The sequence below is a fragment of the Candidatus Magnetaquiglobus sp. genome (genome assembly GCF_058402785.1).
Genome location: NZ_JBZVFG010000017.1, coordinates 20,316 through 36,791 on the forward strand (window position 1 = coordinate 20,316; position 16,476 = coordinate 36,791).

Sequence of the window (16,476 nt, forward strand, 5' to 3'; positions counted from 1 at the left end):
ACAACCTGACTCACCCGGTTAATGCATGTTGGCAGATGGTTTGCATGTCATTAACCTGCCTGCCAATGATGCGACTGGCGCGATCGAAACAACGCGCCGCCAGTTCATGAAGAACCCGATCTTTCGAGGGTCAGGAATGAGGATGGAAAGTCGCGGAGAACCCACGTTTCCTGTCGAGCATCGCGCCGACGCGTTGGAACGGGATCTGTCCGGGCTGATGTTCTGGGGGTTGATCGCCACGAGCCTGATTCTCATTGCGCTGCTGGCGATCGCGATCTGGTCATCCCATGGATGATCGGCACCCCATCGTACACGATCACTCAATACAGACAAGCAACCTGGAGAAAAGCAATGACCACGATCGAGATGCGTCCCACCGGCAAGGGACCGTTTGGCAATGGTTTGATCGCGCGCGGTTTCGCGCGTCGCACGATCCGGCGTGGCAGCGTGCCGGAGACCGCCGCGCGGGATTGGTCGTTCGGATTGGGGCTGGGGATCAGCGGCATGACCGGTTTTACCGGCTGGATCCACATGGATTGCTCCATGGCCGGGAACGAGTCGTGACGATCTGCGCGACGCCGGTGAACGGATCGTTGTGCCCCATGGATTGCTCCATGGCCGGGAACGAGTCGTGACGATCTGCGCGACGCCGGTGAACGGACCGTTGTTCCCCAAGGGGGGCAGGTGTTTGCGTCCGGTCGTCGCGGGTCGGGTTGGCTGGTCGATTGCCGTGGAGTCGCGGCAAGGAAGGTTCGCGGTCGGGGGGAGGGGTGCTCCCCCCATCCCGCACGTTATTTGGACTGAAACGAACGCAACGCCTCGGCAACCAGAAACGCGACATCCAGACTCTGGGCCGCGTTGAGGCGCGGATCGCAGGTGGTTTCGTAGCGTTCGATCAGATGCTCTTCGCGGATGTCGTGGGAGCCGCCCACGCATTCGGTCACGTTGTCCCCGGTCAATTCGAAATGGACCCCGCCGGGCCAGACGTTTTCGGCCTGAAGGATTTCGAAGAACTGCCGCAACTCCCCGACGATATGATCCAGCGCGCGGGTTTTGTGTCCGCTCGGGGCCGAGTAGGTGTTGCCGTGCATCGGATCGCAGCTCCAGACGATGGTGCGCCCCTCCTTGATGATGCCCTGCACCAGGGGCGGGAAGGTCTTGGCGATCTGATCGTGGCCGAAGCGCCCGATGAAGGTGAGGCGACCCGGTTCGTTGTCCGGGCTGAGCTTGTCGCACAGGCGCAACAGATCGTCCACCGATGCCTTGGGACCGATCTTGACCCCCAACGGATTTTTCACCCCGCGCAGAAACTCGACATGGGCGCCATCCGGCTGCCGGGTGCGCTCGCCGATCCAGATCATGTGGGCCGAACAGTCGTAGTAATCTCCGGTCAGGGAGTCCTGACGGGTGAGGGATGCTTCGTATTCGAGCAGCAGGGCCTCGTGGCTGGTGAAGTATTCGACCTCCTTGAGCATCGGGCTGTTCATGGAGTTCAGGCCGATGGCGCGCATGAAGTCGAGGGTGTTGGTCAACTCGTCGGCCAGGTGGGCGTAGCGTTGGCCTTGCGGGCTGTTGGCCACGAAGTCCTGGTTCCAGGTGTGGACACGGTGCAGGTTGGCGAAACCGCCGTGGGTGAAGGCGCGCAACAGGTTGAGGGTGCTGGCGGACTGGAAATAGGCCCGTTCCAGACGCAACGGATCCGGGACGCGGGCCTCTTCGGTGAAGGCCGGATCGTTGACCGATTCGCCGCGGAAGCTCGGCAGGGAGACGCCGTTTTGCGTTTCCATGGGGCTGGAGCGGGGTTTGGCGAACTGGCCGGCGATGCGTCCCACCTTGATCACCGGTTTGGCGATGCCGTGGGTGAGGATGACCGCCATTTGCAACAGCACCCGGAGTTTGTCGCGGATGGAGTTGGCGGTGAAGTCGTTGAAGGATTCGGCGCAATCGCCGCCTTGCAGCAGAAAGGCTTCGCCGCGCGCGACCTTGGCCAGGTGATCTTTCAGGGAGCGCACTTCGCCGGCGAAGACCAGGGGCGGATAGCGGGTGAGGTTTTCGCAGGTGGCCGCCAGGGCTTCGGGGCTGGGCCAATCGGGCTGTTGGAGGACGGGAAAGGTTCTCCAGGAGTAGGGATGCCAGTCGGACACGGTGATGATTCCTTGCTTTGAGATTTTTATTGGCCATGAGAGCCGATTCAAAACGGAAAACGAAGAGTTTAGCGTAGAATCGCTCCCGGATACAGGGAGAATGATGATTTGGATCGGTTTTGTTTGTGGATGGTTCCCATGCGGGGGGGTGATGGACCGTTTTTCGGCGCACCTTGAACTTAAAGGGTGACGAACCGGTATGAGATGGGCTAGAATGGAGCGATTTGATTGGGGGCAACCTTGTCGAGGAGTTTCGTCGCACCACCATGGAAGAAAACGTTCAACGCCATTTCGATGCCATCCAGGAGAAACTCGATCTCCTGAGGGGGCATCTTTAACTACGATCACGGCAAGAAACGGCTGGAGGAGCTGATCTCCTTTACCGAGGATCCCGCGCTGTGGAATCAGCCCGATCGGGCCCGCGAGGTGATGCGTGAAAAAAGCCTCCTGGAAAAGACCATCGGCGAATGGGACCATCTGGTCCAGGAGTTGCGGGATGCCCGGGAGTTGCACGCCATGGCCGTGGAGGAGCGGGAAGAGGATCTCCTGGCCGACGTGACAAACCAGGCGGTGGCCATGCTCGCGCGCGTCGAGGCGCTCGAGTTGGCGCGCATGCTGTCGGGCGAGGCCGACATCAACAACGCCTTCCTGGAGATCCATCCCGGCGCCGGGGGCACCGAGTCCCAGGACTGGGCCGAGATGCTGCTGCGCATGTATCTGCGCTGGTGCGAATCCCACGGCTTCAAGGTGGAAATGAACGACTATCAGCCCGGCGACGAGGCGGGTTGCAAGTCGGTCTCCCTGCGCATCGAGGGGGAGTTCGCCTACGGTCACCTGAAAACCGAAAGCGGTGTCCACCGTCTGGTGCGCATCAGCCCGTTCGACGCCTCGGCGCGACGCCATACCTCGTTTACCTCGGTCTATGTCTATCCCGAGATCGACGACACCATCGAGATCGCCATCGAGGAGAAGGATCTGCGCATCGACACCTATCGCGCCTCCGGCGCGGGGGGGCAGCACGTCAACAAAACCAGCTCGGCGGTGCGCATCACCCACAACCCCACCGGCATCGTGGTGCAGTGTCAGAACGGTCGCTCGCAACATCGCAACAAGGATGAGGCCATGGGCATGCTCAAGGCCCGTCTCTATCAGCTCGAACTCGACAAACGCGCCGACGAGAACAAACAGATCAACGACGCCAAGAGCGAAATCGGCTGGGGTCGCCAGATCCGCTCCTATGTGCTCCATCCCTACCGCATGGTCAAGGATCTGCGTACCGGCGTCGAAAAGGGGGCCGCGGATGCGGTGCTCGACGGCGATCTGGACGATTTCATCAAGGCCGCCCTCTCCCAGAGGATCGGAGAAGGGGCCGCAGCCTGACTCCACCTCCCTCCCGAGGCGGTCCCAAGCGCGGGATCGCCTCGGCTCACGCCAGCCTTCGGGTAACCAACCATCGACATGGGCGCCAGTCGCGATCTTCTGGAACCCGAAATGCGGGTGTTGTATCGACGCGAGCACGCCGGTCGGATGATCGAGGTGCTCCAGGACGATCACTCCCGTCTGTTGGCCTTCGACAGCCACCTCACCCAGAGCCGCATGGCCATCGACGATCCGAACCGACTGATGCTCCGTTACACCCGGCGCATGATGGCTGGTTTGCTGTTTCTGGAGGCCGCGGCGCGCGACGAACCGTTCCGGGTGTTGATGGTCGGGTTGGGCGGCGGATCCCTGGCCAAGTTTCTCCTGCATCACTTTCCCGCCTGCCGGATGGATGTGGTGGAAAACGATCCCATCCTGCCCGTGGTGGCGCGTCGGTATTTCCATCTGCCCAGCGACGCGCGGCTCAACGTGATCTGCGCGGATGGAGCCCGGTTTCTGGATCTGGAACGGTTTTCGACATGGGATCTGATCCTGCTGGATGCCTTCGATCAACACGGGGCGGCGCGCGGGGTGTATGCCGAGCCGATGTTCGAGATCGCGAGGGAGCGGTTGAGCGCGCGCGGCGTGTTGACCATCAACGTGTTGCGCAGCGAGCAGCCTCTGTTCCAGGGGGTGACGGCGGGTCTGATCCGGCGGTTTCCGCGCGCGACGCTGGGGCTTTCGGTTCCCGGATTCAGCAACGAGATTCTGTTCGCCGGACCGGGTGTTCCGGAATGGGAGGGTCGCCGGAGTCTGGCCGGACGGGCCCGGTTGCTGGAGACCCGCCTGGGCATGAATTTTTCGACCTATCTCGAGGAGATGGGGCGGCTGGAAAAATACGCCCCCTGGCGACGCTGGCTGGGTTTGGCCCCCGGATGATTGCCGCCACCCGGGGGAGGTTCGTTTGCCCTCCGATGCCCATGCCGCCACCGGGGGCATCCGGGGGTTCTAAAGCGTTTATCGAATCTCGCGCGAATACCACTCCAGGGCGTCGGTCTGGTTGAACGGCAGATTGTGCCGTTTGATGTACTCCAGATAACTCCCCGACTCCGGATTGGCGGTCAGTGCGTCGGGATTGATCCCCATGGACTGAATCATGCGCAACAACTTTTGTAGATCCGGCAACCAGTTGCTCCAGTAAAGCTCGCGAAACTCCTTTTTCAGGCGTGGATGGTCCGGGGTGTACTGTTTTTCCCGCAACAGCGCCATGATCTCCTGGCGAGTCTCGGCGGCACCACTCTGATAGTTCTGGGCACCCTTCCAGAGACCAAAAAAGATCAGGATGATCACCACGATCGCCAGCGCCGGCTTGACCACGGTCTGGATGGTGTCCTTGATGTCCAGAGCGTTGTCGGTGTCCACGGCGTAGGACGAACTGGGCAGGCGGATCCCCTTCTCCTTGAACCCCTTTTCATACATCAGCCGCACCGGATGATCCTTGGGCAGCCTGCGAATGCGCTCCGGCAACTCGACCTTGCGCTCCTCGCGGGTGAACTTCAGATCTTCGACATTGACCTTCTCGATGGTCTTGGGTTTGCCGCGTTGCAGCTCCTGCTCGCGTTTCTTGCGTTGCTGCTCCAGCTTGCCGGCCAGGATGATGTTCTCCTCGGCCTTCAACTGATCCTGCATGGCGTCCAACTGCGTTGGGGTTGGCGGGGCCCCGACGACGGCCTGTCCGCTTGCCTGGGCAGCGCGCGCCGTTTTTTCCGCCTCTTCGGCGGCCTTGGTCTGTTGTGCGCGCTGCGCCTGTTTTTCCAGCATCGCGCGTTTGCCTGGAAGATCGGTCATGGTCCCATCCCCGTCGCCAACTGGTGCTCTGATGTATTCATATCGGTATTGACCATGATTCTAACAATAAATATTCAAGATGTACAATCGATTCTCTCACATAAATGTTCATTCATCCATCCGTCATGCGCGTGAAGCGGGCGATCAGCTCCACATGGCGGGTGTGCGGGAACAGGTCGATGGGTTGAACCCGTTCCAGGCCATATCCGCCGGCGATCAGGGTGGCCGCGTCGCGGGCAAAGGTGGCCGGATCGCACGAGATATACACCAATCGTGCCGTTTTCGTCACGGCGGCCCGACGGCAGACACTTTCCGCGCCGTTGCGGGGCGGGTCCAGAAGAATCACCTCCGGCGCGGCATCATCCCAGGGGAGGGTGGCTCCCCCCTCGTCGCGGAACAGGTCCACGCGGCGGGTCTGGATGCGCGTTTCCAGGCCGGCCAGGCGACCATTTTCGACACAGCGGCGCAGGGAACCGGGCAGCAGGTCGGCGGCCAGCACCGTGTCGAACCGTCCGGCCAGGGGAATGGTGAAGTTGCCGATCCCGCAGAAGAGATCCCAGGCCCGTTCACCTTCTCCGGCCAACTCCAGTGCCAGCTCCACCAGCCGTTTGTTTTGCTCGGCGTGACCTTGCACGAAGTCATCCGCCTCGAAACGAATCGTGCATCCTCCGACCCGATAGGCGAGGGGCTCGTCTCGCGTCAGGGGAGCGGGGGCGGCGCCACCCACGCGGATCCAGAGTTGCCGGAGCCCTTGTTGGCGAGCGAACGCGCGCATGGACTCCTTATCGGCAGCCGAGGGGGGACGGGATAGCGCGATGATCAGTCCGACCGTTTGATCGCCGCGGACCGGTTCGAAGGCGGTGAGGGAGTCACGGGCGCGCAGGGAGGCACCGAGGTGGCGCAGCGGAGCGAGCAGGGCGTTCAGGCGGGGATCGAGAGCCGGGCAGGTGACCAGATCCACGATCTCATGGGAGGCGTGGGCATGGAAGCCCAGCAGCAGTTCCTGACCGTTCCAGCGGGTGTGCAGCCTGGCCCGGCGGCGATAGCCATCGATCCGGTCGGCGGGCAGGAGCGGCTGGATGATCCCTTCCGGATCGATGCGGGCGATGCGGCGCAGGCTCTCATCCACGAACGAGCTTTTCAGGGAGTCTTGTCGGCTGGGATCCAGGCGTCGCAATTGACATCCACCGCAACGTTCCGCGTGGGGGCAGCCTGGATCCACGGCGTCGGGACCGGATTCCAGGAGGCTTTCCCGTTGGACGATCAGGTGATGGCGATGGGTGGCGACGATGCGTCCCAGGATGCGGTCGCCGGGAATCACCCCGGCCACGAAGGCGACCTGGCCTTGGAGGCGGGTCAGTCCCATGCCGCCCGGCACGATCTTTTCGATCAGCAGTTCCACAAGGGGGGATTCCGACCGGATGGCGGGAGCGCGCGACGGGGTGTCGCGCGGCGTTGCGCGATCGGCGGGTTCCTGGGCGTTGGAAGGGGGATTGTCCATGCCACCACCGGATCGCACGTCGCGGCGTGCCGTGTTTTGCCGGGCGTTGTTCATGCCACCGGATCGCGGGTCGCGGCGTGCCGTGTTTTGCCGGGCGTTGTTCATGCCACCGGATCGCGGGTCGCGGCGTGCCGTGTTTTGTCGGGCGTTGGAAGGGGGATTACTCATCCCATCGGATCGCGCGTTGCAACGTGCCGTGTTTTGCCGGGCGTTGGAAGGGGGATTACTCATCCCATCGGATCGCGCGTTGCAACGTGCCGCTTTTTTCGAAGGGGACGGCGCCGATGAAGGGGATTTCGACGTGGATGCGACCGCTGAGCCGGTAGTCGGCGGAGAGTTCCTTTTTGCGCAGCAGGGCGGAGAGTTGTTTCATCGCCTTGTTGAGTTCGGTGGATACCTCCAGGTCGAACTCGGTGGAGCCATGGGCCGGGATGACGAAGAAATCGGTGGTTCTGCCGGTGGCGAAATCCATGCCCTGCATTTCGAGACGACACTCGATGCCGCCGATGGGCAACTCGACCGGGTTGGGATTTTCCACCTTGACCCGTACCCGCAGGCGTGGTTCCAGGAGTGCGGGTTTGCCTTTGCGCGCCGGTTGCACGTCCACGACGCTTAAAGAGGGTTTTTCCAGCTTGGGTTTGTCCCCGGTCAGTGTCGTCAGCGGGGAGCACGCCGCGAGCCACCATCCGACGGCGATGGCGATCAGCAGTCGGGGAACGAGGTCGCGTATCTGGAAAAAAGCCTTGCCCACCGTGCCCTCGAAGGAGGTTGATTCAACCGTGGATGCGGAAGGTCGCCATCCCCGAACCGGACGGACGGGGTGATGGGGATGGCGACCTGGTGGGTCAGGAGTTGGCGCGTTGGAACGGGTTGTCGCGAATGATGGTCTGCACCCGATCCGGACCGGTGGAGAGGATGGCGGCGGGAATGCCGGTCAGTTGCTCCAGCCGGGCGATGTAGTCGCGGGCGGCCTTGGGGAGTTGTTCCACCTGATCGATGCCCGAGGTGGAATCGTTCCAGCCGGGCATCTCCTCGTAGATCGGCTCGCACGCCTCGAGCACGCCCGGATCCGAGGGCATGGTGGTGAGTTTTTGACCGTTGCGTTGATAGCCCACGCAGATTTTGAGGGTGGGCAGGCCATCGAGCACGTCGAGCTTGGTCAGCGCCAGGCCGGTGATGCCGTTGATGCGCGCCGCGTGGCGCACCACCACGGCGTCGAACCAGCCGCAACGCCGGGCGCGCCCGGTGCTGGCCCCCAGTTCGTGACCCACCTTGAAAAGATGCTCGCCCACGGCGTCGTGGAGTTCGGTGGGGAAAGGGCCGCCACCCACGCGGGTGGTGTAGGCCTTGGCCACGCCGAGCACGTAATCGATGCGGGTGGGACCGACCCCGGTGCCGGAGCAGGCCCCGCCGGCCACGGTCGAGGAGGAGGTCACGAAGGGGTAGGTGCCGTGGTCCACATCGAGCATGGTGCCCTGGGCGCCCTCGAAGAGGATCGACTGACCGGCTTCCATGGCATCGGCCAGGATCAGGCTGACGTCATCGATGAACGGGGCCAGTTGATCGGCCATGCGCAGGTAGTCGTCGCGGATCGCCTCGAGGGTGAACGTGGCGGCGTTGTGGAAGTTTTCGAGCACGAAGTTGTGGTAGGCGAGATTGTCCTGCAACTTGGATTCGAAGAGTTGCCGGTTGTAGAGATCGCCGACGCGGATGCCGCGCCGGGCCATTTTGTCTTCGTAGGCCGGGCCGATGCCGCGTCCCGTGGTGCCGATCTTGCCTTTGCCCTTGCGGCGTTCACGGGCCAGATCGAGTTCGCGGTGATAGGGCATGATGAGTTGGGTGAGGGCGGAGATCTTGAAGCCCGCGCCGGTGATGGTCACCCCTTGACGGGACAACTCCTCGATTTCGGCGATCAGGGCGCTGGGATCCAGCACCACGCCGTTGCCGATCAGACAGGTTTTGCCGCGCACGATGCCGGAGGGGATCAGATGCAGGACATATTTGATGCCATCCACCACCAGGGTGTGCCCGGCGTTGTGTCCGCCCTGAAAGCGGACCACGGCGTCCGCCTGTTCGGTGAGAAGATCGACGATCTTTCCCTTGCCCTCGTCGCCCCATTGGGCGCCCAGGATGATGACATTGGCCATGGTCGGTTGGTCTCTTTATGAAAAAATCTTAACGCGGAATGGGACAAGCCAAAAGGACCGGTCGGGTTTCGATCAGTCTGCCAACGTTTGACTATGCCATCAAATCCCCGCGGATGCCAGCGTTAAAATGCATCTTCTCGCTGGCAAGGCGGCGATATTTTCCGGAATCGGGATTGCGGTCTGAATTTTGCAAAGATTCTTCGGGTGTTCTCCGTGTCGGATTGATTCTGGTTGGCGAGGATGAAGGCGTGATGAAAATGGGTTTGCGAATCCTTGGTGTCGCTCTTGTGGGCATGATCCTGACCGGCTGCGGTGGCGGGGGCAGTGGTTCGGGTTCCAAGTCGTCGAGCGCGACGAGTACGACCACCACGACCACCACCGCGACGACCACCTATTACGGAACGTTTCAAGGTTCGACCGTGGTGGGTGTCCACTACAAGACCCAGCTGGGCACCGTGGTCAAGGAGGGGGAGACCGATGCCCAGGGACGTTTCGAGTATCTCTCCGACGGCACCACCATCGCGCCGGTGACCTTTTCCGTGGGTGGTGTGGTGCTGGGCACCCTCACGCCCATCACCACCGGTTCCTACAGCATGAGCGTGTTCGACCTGGTGAACGCCTCGGATGGGGAGGCGCGGGTCAAGGCGACCAATCTGCAACGGTTTCTGGCCAGCGTGGACACCTCTCCGAACGCCGACATCATCTGGGTTTCCTCGGCCACACGCACCGCGCTGGCTTCCGAGAGCGTCAAGCTCAACGAGTTGACCGGCAGCGATTTCGACACCCGCGCCACCACCTTGATCAACACGCTGGTGAGCAACGGCACCCTGTCGGCGGGCACCACCCTGGTTCCCGAGAGCGCGGTCACCAGCCACATCCAGGAGACCAAAACCCGGATCGATGCGGCGCGGGTCGGTTCCGTCACCCTGATCACGGGTGCCGAATCGGTGCCGGCGGATGGCAAGAGCCGTCTTCTGATTCAGGTGAGGGCGAAAACCAGCGACGGCAAGGAGTTGAGCGGCGGACTGGTCACCGTGACCACCACGCTGGGCAGTCTGGGAGGCGAGACCGATCTGTGCGCCTCCGCGACCACCCTCACCACCCAGGTGGAGCGGATGACCGACACCAGCGGCACCGTCACCCTGTTGTTGACGCCCGGTTGTCAGAGCGGAACCGGGACCGTCACCGCCTCGCTGGGCGGCATGCTCGCCTCGGCCACGGTGAAGTTCACTTCCACGACCGTTCCGGACAGCGCCACCCGGCGTACCGGCGTGTTCCAGGGCTATACCCTGGTGGGGGTCCACTACAAGAGCCAGCTCGGCTCCACGGTCCTGGAGGGGGAGACCGACTCCGAGGGGAAGTTCCAGTATCTGGTGGAGGGCGCCACCGTGGCGCCGGTCACCTTTTCGATCGGCGGGGTGACGCTGGGCACGATCAATTTGCCGAAGTATTCCGGCTATTATTATGTGACCGTGCACGATCTTGTGCCCGCCGACGGGGTGGATGCCCTGGACAAGGCAATTGGTATTCAACGATTCTTGAGTTCCATCTCCACATCCGCGACGCCGACCACGATCCTGATCAAGGCCTCGGCGCGGAGCGCCCTGGCGAGTGCATCGATCAATCTGGCCGAGCTGCCGGTCGCCCAGTTCATCCCGAACGCCACGACCTTGATCAACACGTTGATCGCCGCCAATGCCCTGCCCGCCGGGAGCGTTCTGCTCGAAACCACGGCGGTGGTCGAAAACCTGCGCACCTACAAGCGTCAGGTCGATCTGACGCGCATCGTCTCGCTGGAGATCATCACCGGAGCGGACGGCGTGGTGGCGGATGGCGCCAGCAAGGTCGGCATTCAGATCAAGGCCACGGCGCAATCGGATGATTCGATCACCGGCGCACTGGTCCGCATCGAGACCACCGGCGGTTCGTTGGGTACCGAAGGCAATCTCTGTTCCGGATCCGTGACTCCGGTGCGCCTGGTGGACAAACTGATTCAGGCCGATGGTTTCGCCTATGTGACCCTGACGCCGGGGTGTCAATCCGGACCGGTCCAGGTGACCGCCATGGCGGGTGGGCTGAACATCGCCAAGACGATTCAATTCCTTCCCGGTCCCCTCTCCTACGTCAATTCATCGCTGGTGGCCAATCCCTCCACGCTGTCGGCGGACGGGAAATCCACCTCCCAGATCACCGCCATGCTCAAGGATGGCTACGGCAATCCGCTCGCGGATGGCACTACCGTGACCTTGGCCACGGATCTGGGAACGATTTCCGGCGGTGCGAGCAAAACCACCCTCTCCGGGCAGGCCACCTTCACCCTGGTGGCTCCGGGCAGTGTCGGGGTGGCCCATCTGTCCATCCTCGAAGCCCCGTACCTGACCACCAGCGTCACGATCAGCGCCACCCCGACCGCTTCGTTGCCCACCTATCCGGGGGTGTTCCAGGGGTCGATCGTGCAGGGGTTGCACTACAAGGCGGAACTCAACGGGGTGATCCAGGAGGGGGAGACCGACTCCGAGGGCAGGTTTCAGTTCTTCACCATCGGTTCGGTGTTCTCGCCGGTCACCTTTTCGGTGGGCGGGGTGGTGCTCGGCACCATGACTCCGGCCTCGACCACCGGCATCCAGACCATCAACGTCCACGATCTGGTCAACCCGTCCGATTCCGACGCGGTGCAAAAGGCGATCAACCTGCAACGGTTCCTCGCGACCCTGGACACGGACGCCGGCAGTGATTCCATCGTGATTTCCGCCGCCGAGCGGAGCGCTCTGGTCACGCAATCCGTGACGTTGAGCACGCTTCCGGTGGCCGGTTTCGACGCCAGCGCCCAGGGTTTGATCGATGTTCTGATCGCCGCCAGCGTCAAACCATCCGGGACCATCCTGGCCAGCACGGCCTCGGTGACCGACCCCCTGCGCGAAACCAAAATCCGCATCGATGCCGCGCGGGTCGGGGACATGAGCATCGATCTGGGCGCCGATGCGGTGCGGGCCGATGGCTCCAGCCATATCCTGGTGCGCGTCACCGCCAAGACACCTGGCAACAATCCCCTGATGGGCGGATTGCTGCGCCTTTCGACCACGGAGGGAACGCTGGGCAGTGAGACCGATCTGTGCGGCGCCACCGCCACGGTGACCAGCGCGGTGGAGCGGCTCACCGATGCCACGGGGACCGTGAATCTGTTTCTGACCCCGCGCTGCGTGAGCGCCACGACCCTGCTCACCGCCACCCTGGGCGGCAAGATCGTCACCAAAACCATCCAGTTCACGCCGGGCGCCGCGACCACGAGCAACTCGTCGATCACCGTCAATCCCAGCACCCTGCCCGCGGACGGCAAGTCCACCGCCACGGTCACGGTGTCGCTGCGCGATGTCAACGACAATCCGGTGGCGGATGGGACGCGGGTCACCCTGTTGACCACCGCCGGCGCCATTCAAGGGGCCAATACCGCGACCACCGTCTCCGGTCGGGCCGGTTTCACCCTGGTGTCCGCCTCGACCAACACCGACGCGGTGTTGACCCTGAACGAGTTCAGCGGGCTTTCCAACACCGTTCGCATCGGTCTGTCGGGTGGCGTGAGCGGTTCGAGCGATCGCAAGGCCAGTTCGATCCAGATGACCGCCGGCGCTCAGAAGATCTTCGTGCGCGGGGTGGGCAAGAGCGAAACCGTCGGCGTCGCCATTCAGGTGCGCGACGCGGTGGGGGATCCCCTGGACGAAAGCAGCACCGGCCTGAACTATCCGGTCCATGTCAACAATCTGCGCGTCACGTTGAAAACCCGTCCTCAGGGCGGGGAGACCGTGGCCGGCATGGGTCGCAAGACAGGCGCCACCCTGGAGACCGACGAGGAGACCCGCAAGAGCACGGACAGCGTGAACGCGATTCTGATCCGTTCGCGCGGCGGTTCGGCGAACGTGACCCTGACCTCCGGGGTGCGTCCCGGCGTGGTGGAGTTCCTGGTCGAGGCGCTGGATACCGATGGGGTGACGGTGCTGGCCAGCGCGGTCTCCTCTTTGGTGGCCATCTCGTCGGGTCCGGCGCATGCCATGGCCATTTCCGAGGCGTTCAAGGATGGTGCGGTCAACTTGAAGGATTATGGCCGGGGCGGCGTCTATTGTCGTCTGGGGTCGGCACTGGTCACCGACCGCTACGGCAATGCGGTGCCGGACGGCACGGTGATCTCCCTGAACCTGATCGACGCGGTGTTGGCCCAAAGCTCCACCGGCGCCATCGACGCATCCTCCCCCAATCTGACCGACGCCGCCGCCAGCTTCAACACCAGCCGGTTGATCGACAGTTCCGGCATCGGTCGCACCATTCAAACCGGGGATCAGGTGCTCTTCGATCGGATCGACTCCGCCCAGGATCGGCGCCGCTTCGTCACCAGCCCCTTGTCCGCCACTGTCCTGACCACCCATCAGAACTTCTCCCAGACTCTGAGCGGTTTGAGCTATACCGTGGGCGCTTCGCTGCGCGGCGGTGCGATTCACGGCTACTCTGGCCAGACCGGTTGCGATCCGGCCCTGTTGACCACCGGCGTGACCTCCACCACCGGAGGCGTGGCGCCGATCCGGGTCACCTATCCGGCCAATCGGGAGACCATCCAGCTCGGTTGTCTCGGCTACAATGCACTGACCGGCCTCTACAACACCACCACGGTCGAGAATACCCGCTTTCCGAACCGCTCCGGTCAGGTGTTGATCGTGGCCGGAGTCAATGAAATCAACGATGTCGGGGCCAGCGGCGTCACTCTGGCGACCAGGGGGAAATTCTGCTATTCCGCGCTCTTGCCGGCCAAGGTCACCGTGTCGCCGACGCGCATCGGCGGCAATACCTCCCAATATTTCACCGTGACCACCGAGGATGATGGGTCGATCCAGGTGCCGAATGAATCGATCAGTTGTGCGAGTGCCAGCAACAGTACCGGGACCGTGACGATCACGCTGCAGTCCGTGACGTTCGATGCCTTTGGCACCCCCACGTTTGGAACCGCTGGAGCCTCGAGCAGTACCTTGACCAACGCTTACGGCGTGGCCACTTTTTACGCGGTCGTGACCGGCGCCGGTCGATCGGACGATGCGGGAGGCATCTATTGCTCGGGAATGAACACCAATGTCAGTATCTCCGTCTATTGAGGGCTGGTTCGCCAGGGTGCGGGAGCGTTTGACCCTCCGCGTGCCCGACGGTTGGCAGGGGTTGAGGGAGCCGGTCGATTTCAAGAAGTTCCTCAAGCGACCCCGCAAGAAGGCCGAGGGGGTGGCCGCGCTGCACGCCTCTCCCGAAGGGGTCGGGTTGGTGCATGTGCTGTTTCCGGAGGGGGAGAGGCCGCGTCTCGAGGTGTGCGTTTTCTCACCGGTCCCCAAGGGACAGACAGCCGCCAAGGTGGCCCAGGGGCTCGTCAAGAGCCGCAAACTCGAAAAGGCCCGTTTCGTGGGCGTGCTGGATCGTTCCGCCTACGTGCTTTTTCCCGCCGACGCACCGGATTTGCCGCGCGAGGAGTGGAACGCGGCCATGAAATGGCGCATCAAGGATCAGATCCCCTTTCCGGTCACCCAGGCGGTGGTGGAGATCTTCGCGATGCCGGGCAATTCGACACGCATCTATGTCGCCGTGGCCAGGGAGTCGGAGGTGCGCGACATGGTGCGGCTCTTTCAGGGTGCGGGGGTGAATCTGACGGCCCTGGATATCCCGGAGTTGGCGTTGCGCAACCTGGCGCGGGGGTTGCCCGACGATCACGACGGCATGGTGGTGCTGCATCTGGAGAAGAAAAGCGGCATGGTGATGATGATCAAGCGTGGTCAGTTCTATCTGGCGCGGCGCTTCGAGAACGGATTCGATACCCTGCTTGAGAATCTGGATGACGATGGCGGCGGGGTGACCCGGGCGCCGTTCATGGATCGGATCGCCCTGGAGGCGCAGCGCACCATGGATTATTTCGAAAGCCACTTTGGTCAGGGGCAGGCGTCGTCGTTGCATATCGCGCCTCTGGCCGTGCCCATCGAGGGGGTCCGGCAGGCCCTGGCCGAGCGGTTGGGGATGCGGATTCGACCCTTGCCGGTGAACGAGATTCTGGAGTGTCCGGAAGGGGTCGCCGAGTCGGATCTGGCGCGGCTTCTGCCGGCCATCGGCGCCACCATGCGGGAGAGAGGTGGGGAGGAGGCATGAGCCGGCAGGAGGTCAATTTTTATCAGGAGATCTTCCACCCCCGTTTCGATCCTTTGGCGCTGGGCACGATCGGACGCTTTCTGCTGCTTCTGATGGTGTTGACCCTGGGATTGGTGCTGTTCGTCCAGTGGAGGCTCTCCATGGATCGGGGGGCGCTGCGTGCGCTGGAACAGGAGCGGGAGCGCATCACCAGTCGGGTGACCGAACTCTCCGCGCTCTATCCTCTGCGGGAGCCCCAGCCGGCGTTGGCCCACGAGGCCGAGCGGCTCGACCAGGAAAAAAATCTCAAGAGTCGCATGCTCACCATGTTCCAGGATGGCCGGGTGGGCAGCGACAAGGGATTCGGCGGCTACTTCCGGGAGATGGCCACCACCACCCAGGATGGGGCCTGGTTGACCGGTGTCGGGATTTTCGAGGGCGGGCGGGAGATCCTGCTGGAGGGGGCCGCGGCGCGGAGCAAGCCGGAGAGCATTCCCGCGGTGATTCAGGCGATCGTGCGTCGCCCGGTGTTTGCGGCGTATCGTTTCACCCATCTGCGGATCCTGCCCGGCGGGGAGGAGAGCCAGCTGTTGCGGTTCCAGACGCATACCGGCTCCGATCGGGAATTGGATCGGTTCTGGGAGAAGAAAGAGCGCAAGGAGCCGGAGATCATGGAGAAGACCCGCAAGGCCCTGGAAGAGGATCAGGAGCGCATGAAGAAAATGAGCAGACCCCTGGCCATTCCACTCGGGGATCCCCCGGATTCCAAAAAGGGTGCCAAGCCGTGAGCGGTCTGAATGATCTGAAGAAACAGTGGCAGGGGAGCCTGGCGCGCATGGAGAAGTTTTCGCGGCGCGAGCGGATCCAGTTGCTGGTGTTGCTGCTGATCGCCCTGGGCGCGCTCTGGTCCCAGGTGATCCTCGATCCCTTCACCAGGGAGCGGGCCAATCTGGAAAAACAGCGTACCCAGGTGCAAAAGGGGATCCGAGAAATGGCCACCCTCGAGCAGGAGGTGCTGGCCCGCAAGGACAAGCATCCGGATCAGTTGGCCAGGGAGCGGATCGCACGGCTGAAAGGGGAGGTGGAGAGCCTGGACAAGCAGTTGGGCACCGGACTCGGGGGCATGGTCTCCCCCGCCGACACGCTCAAGCTGCTGCAAGGGATGCTGGCCGGCAAGAGCGGTCTGAAGCTCATCTCCCTGGAGGTGCAACCGCCCGTCACCCTGCTCGAGGGAGAGGGCAAGGCGCGCTCGATCCATCAACACACCCTCAAGATGCGCTTTTCCGGTCAATATTTCGATTTGGTGCGGCATCTGCGCGATCCGCACGGCTGA

The 16,476-nt window shown here is 63.0% G+C and carries 13 protein-coding genes; 8 read left to right on the forward strand and 5 right to left on the reverse strand.

Features of this window, described 5'->3' with window-relative positions:
* Nucleotides 1–25 precede the first annotated feature (25 nt).
* Nucleotides 26–295, forward strand: coding sequence for a hypothetical protein (locus tag ACV4UY_RS07760; protein WP_491607031.1), 270 nt, complete (start codon nt 26–28; stop codon nt 293–295).
* A gap of 56 nt (nt 296–351) precedes the next feature.
* On the forward strand, nt 352–564 hold the full coding sequence (locus ACV4UY_RS07765) for a hypothetical protein (RefSeq protein WP_420904484.1): 213 nt from the start codon (nt 352–354) through the stop codon (nt 562–564).
* 227 nt (nt 565–791) lie between these two features.
* On the opposite strand, the gene ACV4UY_RS07770 is transcribed toward ACV4UY_RS07765, so the two are convergent.
* Nucleotides 792–2,144 carry a class II 3-deoxy-7-phosphoheptulonate synthase gene (locus tag ACV4UY_RS07770; protein ID WP_491607032.1) on the reverse strand — a complete coding sequence of 451 codons (1,353 nt, stop codon included), beginning with the start codon at nt 2,142–2,144 and terminating at the stop codon, nt 792–794.
* A 266-nt stretch (nt 2,145–2,410) separates the two neighbouring features.
* On the opposite strand from ACV4UY_RS07770, the gene prfB reads away from it, so the two are divergent.
* Nucleotides 2,411–3,524, forward strand: a protein-coding gene (gene prfB / locus ACV4UY_RS07775; RefSeq protein WP_491607069.1) for a peptide chain release factor 2 whose coding sequence is annotated in 2 segments (ribosomal slippage) — nt 2,411–2,479 and nt 2,481–3,524 — 1,113 coding nt in all. Because the reading frame shifts where the segments join, the coding sequence is not laid out codon by codon here.
* 78 nt (nt 3,525–3,602) lie between these two features.
* Nucleotides 3,603–4,442 carry a fused MFS/spermidine synthase gene (locus tag ACV4UY_RS07780; protein ID WP_491607033.1) on the forward strand — a complete coding sequence of 280 codons (840 nt, stop codon included), beginning with the start codon at nt 3,603–3,605 and terminating at the stop codon, nt 4,440–4,442.
* Nucleotides 4,443–4,520: 78 nt separating this feature from the next.
* Here ACV4UY_RS07780 and ACV4UY_RS07785 read toward each other — a convergent pair whose 3' ends face one another.
* The 4 genes from ACV4UY_RS07785 to ACV4UY_RS07800 all read right to left on the reverse strand — a co-directional run bounded on the left by ACV4UY_RS07785 (nt 4,521) and on the right by ACV4UY_RS07800 (nt 8,999).
* Nucleotides 4,521–5,351: a hypothetical protein gene (locus ACV4UY_RS07785; RefSeq protein ID WP_491607034.1), complete on the reverse strand. Its 831-nt coding sequence runs from the start codon at nt 5,349–5,351 to the stop codon at nt 4,521–4,523.
* Between the two features lie 112 nt (nt 5,352–5,463).
* A complete protein-coding gene (gene rlmD, locus ACV4UY_RS07790; protein WP_491607035.1) occupies nt 5,464–6,957 on the reverse strand; it encodes a 23S rRNA (uracil(1939)-C(5))-methyltransferase RlmD in 1,494 nt (497 codons plus the stop codon).
* A gap of 118 nt (nt 6,958–7,075) precedes the next feature.
* Nucleotides 7,076–7,603, reverse strand: a complete 528-nt coding sequence (locus tag ACV4UY_RS07795; protein ID WP_491607036.1) for an LEA/WHy family protein — start codon at nt 7,601–7,603, stop codon at nt 7,076–7,078.
* 94 nt (nt 7,604–7,697) lie between these two features.
* A complete protein-coding gene (locus ACV4UY_RS07800) occupies nt 7,698–8,999 on the reverse strand; it encodes an adenylosuccinate synthase (RefSeq protein WP_491607037.1) in 1,302 nt (433 codons plus the stop codon).
* 251 nt (nt 9,000–9,250) lie between these two features.
* Here ACV4UY_RS07800 and ACV4UY_RS07805 point away from each other — a divergent pair, with 251 nt between their 5' ends.
* The 4 genes from ACV4UY_RS07805 to ACV4UY_RS07820 are packed head-to-tail and all read left to right on the forward strand — an operon-like array spanning nt 9,251 to nt 16,476.
* Nucleotides 9,251–14,134, forward strand: coding sequence for an invasin domain 3-containing protein (locus ACV4UY_RS07805; RefSeq protein ID WP_491607038.1), 4,884 nt, complete (start codon nt 9,251–9,253; stop codon nt 14,132–14,134).
* Nucleotides 14,112–15,164, forward strand: coding sequence for a hypothetical protein (locus ACV4UY_RS07810; protein ID WP_491607039.1), 1,053 nt, complete (start codon nt 14,112–14,114; stop codon nt 15,162–15,164). Before ACV4UY_RS07805 ends, ACV4UY_RS07810 begins: the two co-directional genes overlap by 23 nt.
* Nucleotides 15,161–15,931, forward strand: coding sequence for a hypothetical protein (locus ACV4UY_RS07815; protein ID WP_491607040.1), 771 nt, complete (start codon nt 15,161–15,163; stop codon nt 15,929–15,931). Before ACV4UY_RS07810 ends, ACV4UY_RS07815 begins: the two co-directional genes overlap by 4 nt.
* Nucleotides 15,928–16,476: a hypothetical protein gene (locus tag ACV4UY_RS07820; protein ID WP_491607041.1), complete on the forward strand. Its 549-nt coding sequence runs from the start codon at nt 15,928–15,930 to the stop codon at nt 16,474–16,476. The genes ACV4UY_RS07815 and ACV4UY_RS07820 overlap by 4 nt, the downstream gene beginning before the upstream one ends.

Excerpts from the sequence above, each read along its gene's own strand:
- ACV4UY_RS07800 (WP_491607037.1), bottom strand. The coding sequence starts at position 8,999 with ATGGCCAATGTCATCATCCTGGGCGCCCAATGGGGCGACGAGGGCAAG.
- ACV4UY_RS07810 (WP_491607039.1), top strand. The coding sequence starts at position 14,112 with ATGTCAGTATCTCCGTCTATTGAGGGCTGGTTCGCCAGGGTGCGGGAG.
- ACV4UY_RS07805 (WP_491607038.1), top strand. The coding sequence starts at position 9,251 with ATGAAAATGGGTTTGCGAATCCTTGGTGTCGCTCTTGTGGGCATGATC.
- ACV4UY_RS07815 (WP_491607040.1), top strand. The coding sequence starts at position 15,161 with ATGAGCCGGCAGGAGGTCAATTTTTATCAGGAGATCTTCCACCCCCGT.
- ACV4UY_RS07785 (WP_491607034.1), bottom strand. The coding sequence starts at position 5,351 with ATGACCGATCTTCCAGGCAAACGCGCGATGCTGGAAAAACAGGCGCAG.
- ACV4UY_RS07765 (WP_420904484.1), top strand. The coding sequence starts at position 352 with ATGACCACGATCGAGATGCGTCCCACCGGCAAGGGACCGTTTGGCAAT.
- ACV4UY_RS07760 (WP_491607031.1), top strand. The coding sequence starts at position 26 with ATGTTGGCAGATGGTTTGCATGTCATTAACCTGCCTGCCAATGATGCG.
- ACV4UY_RS07780 (WP_491607033.1), top strand. The coding sequence starts at position 3,603 with ATGGGCGCCAGTCGCGATCTTCTGGAACCCGAAATGCGGGTGTTGTAT.
- rlmD (WP_491607035.1), bottom strand. The coding sequence starts at position 6,957 with ATGAACAACGCCCGGCAAAACACGGCACGCCGCGACCCGCGATCCGGT.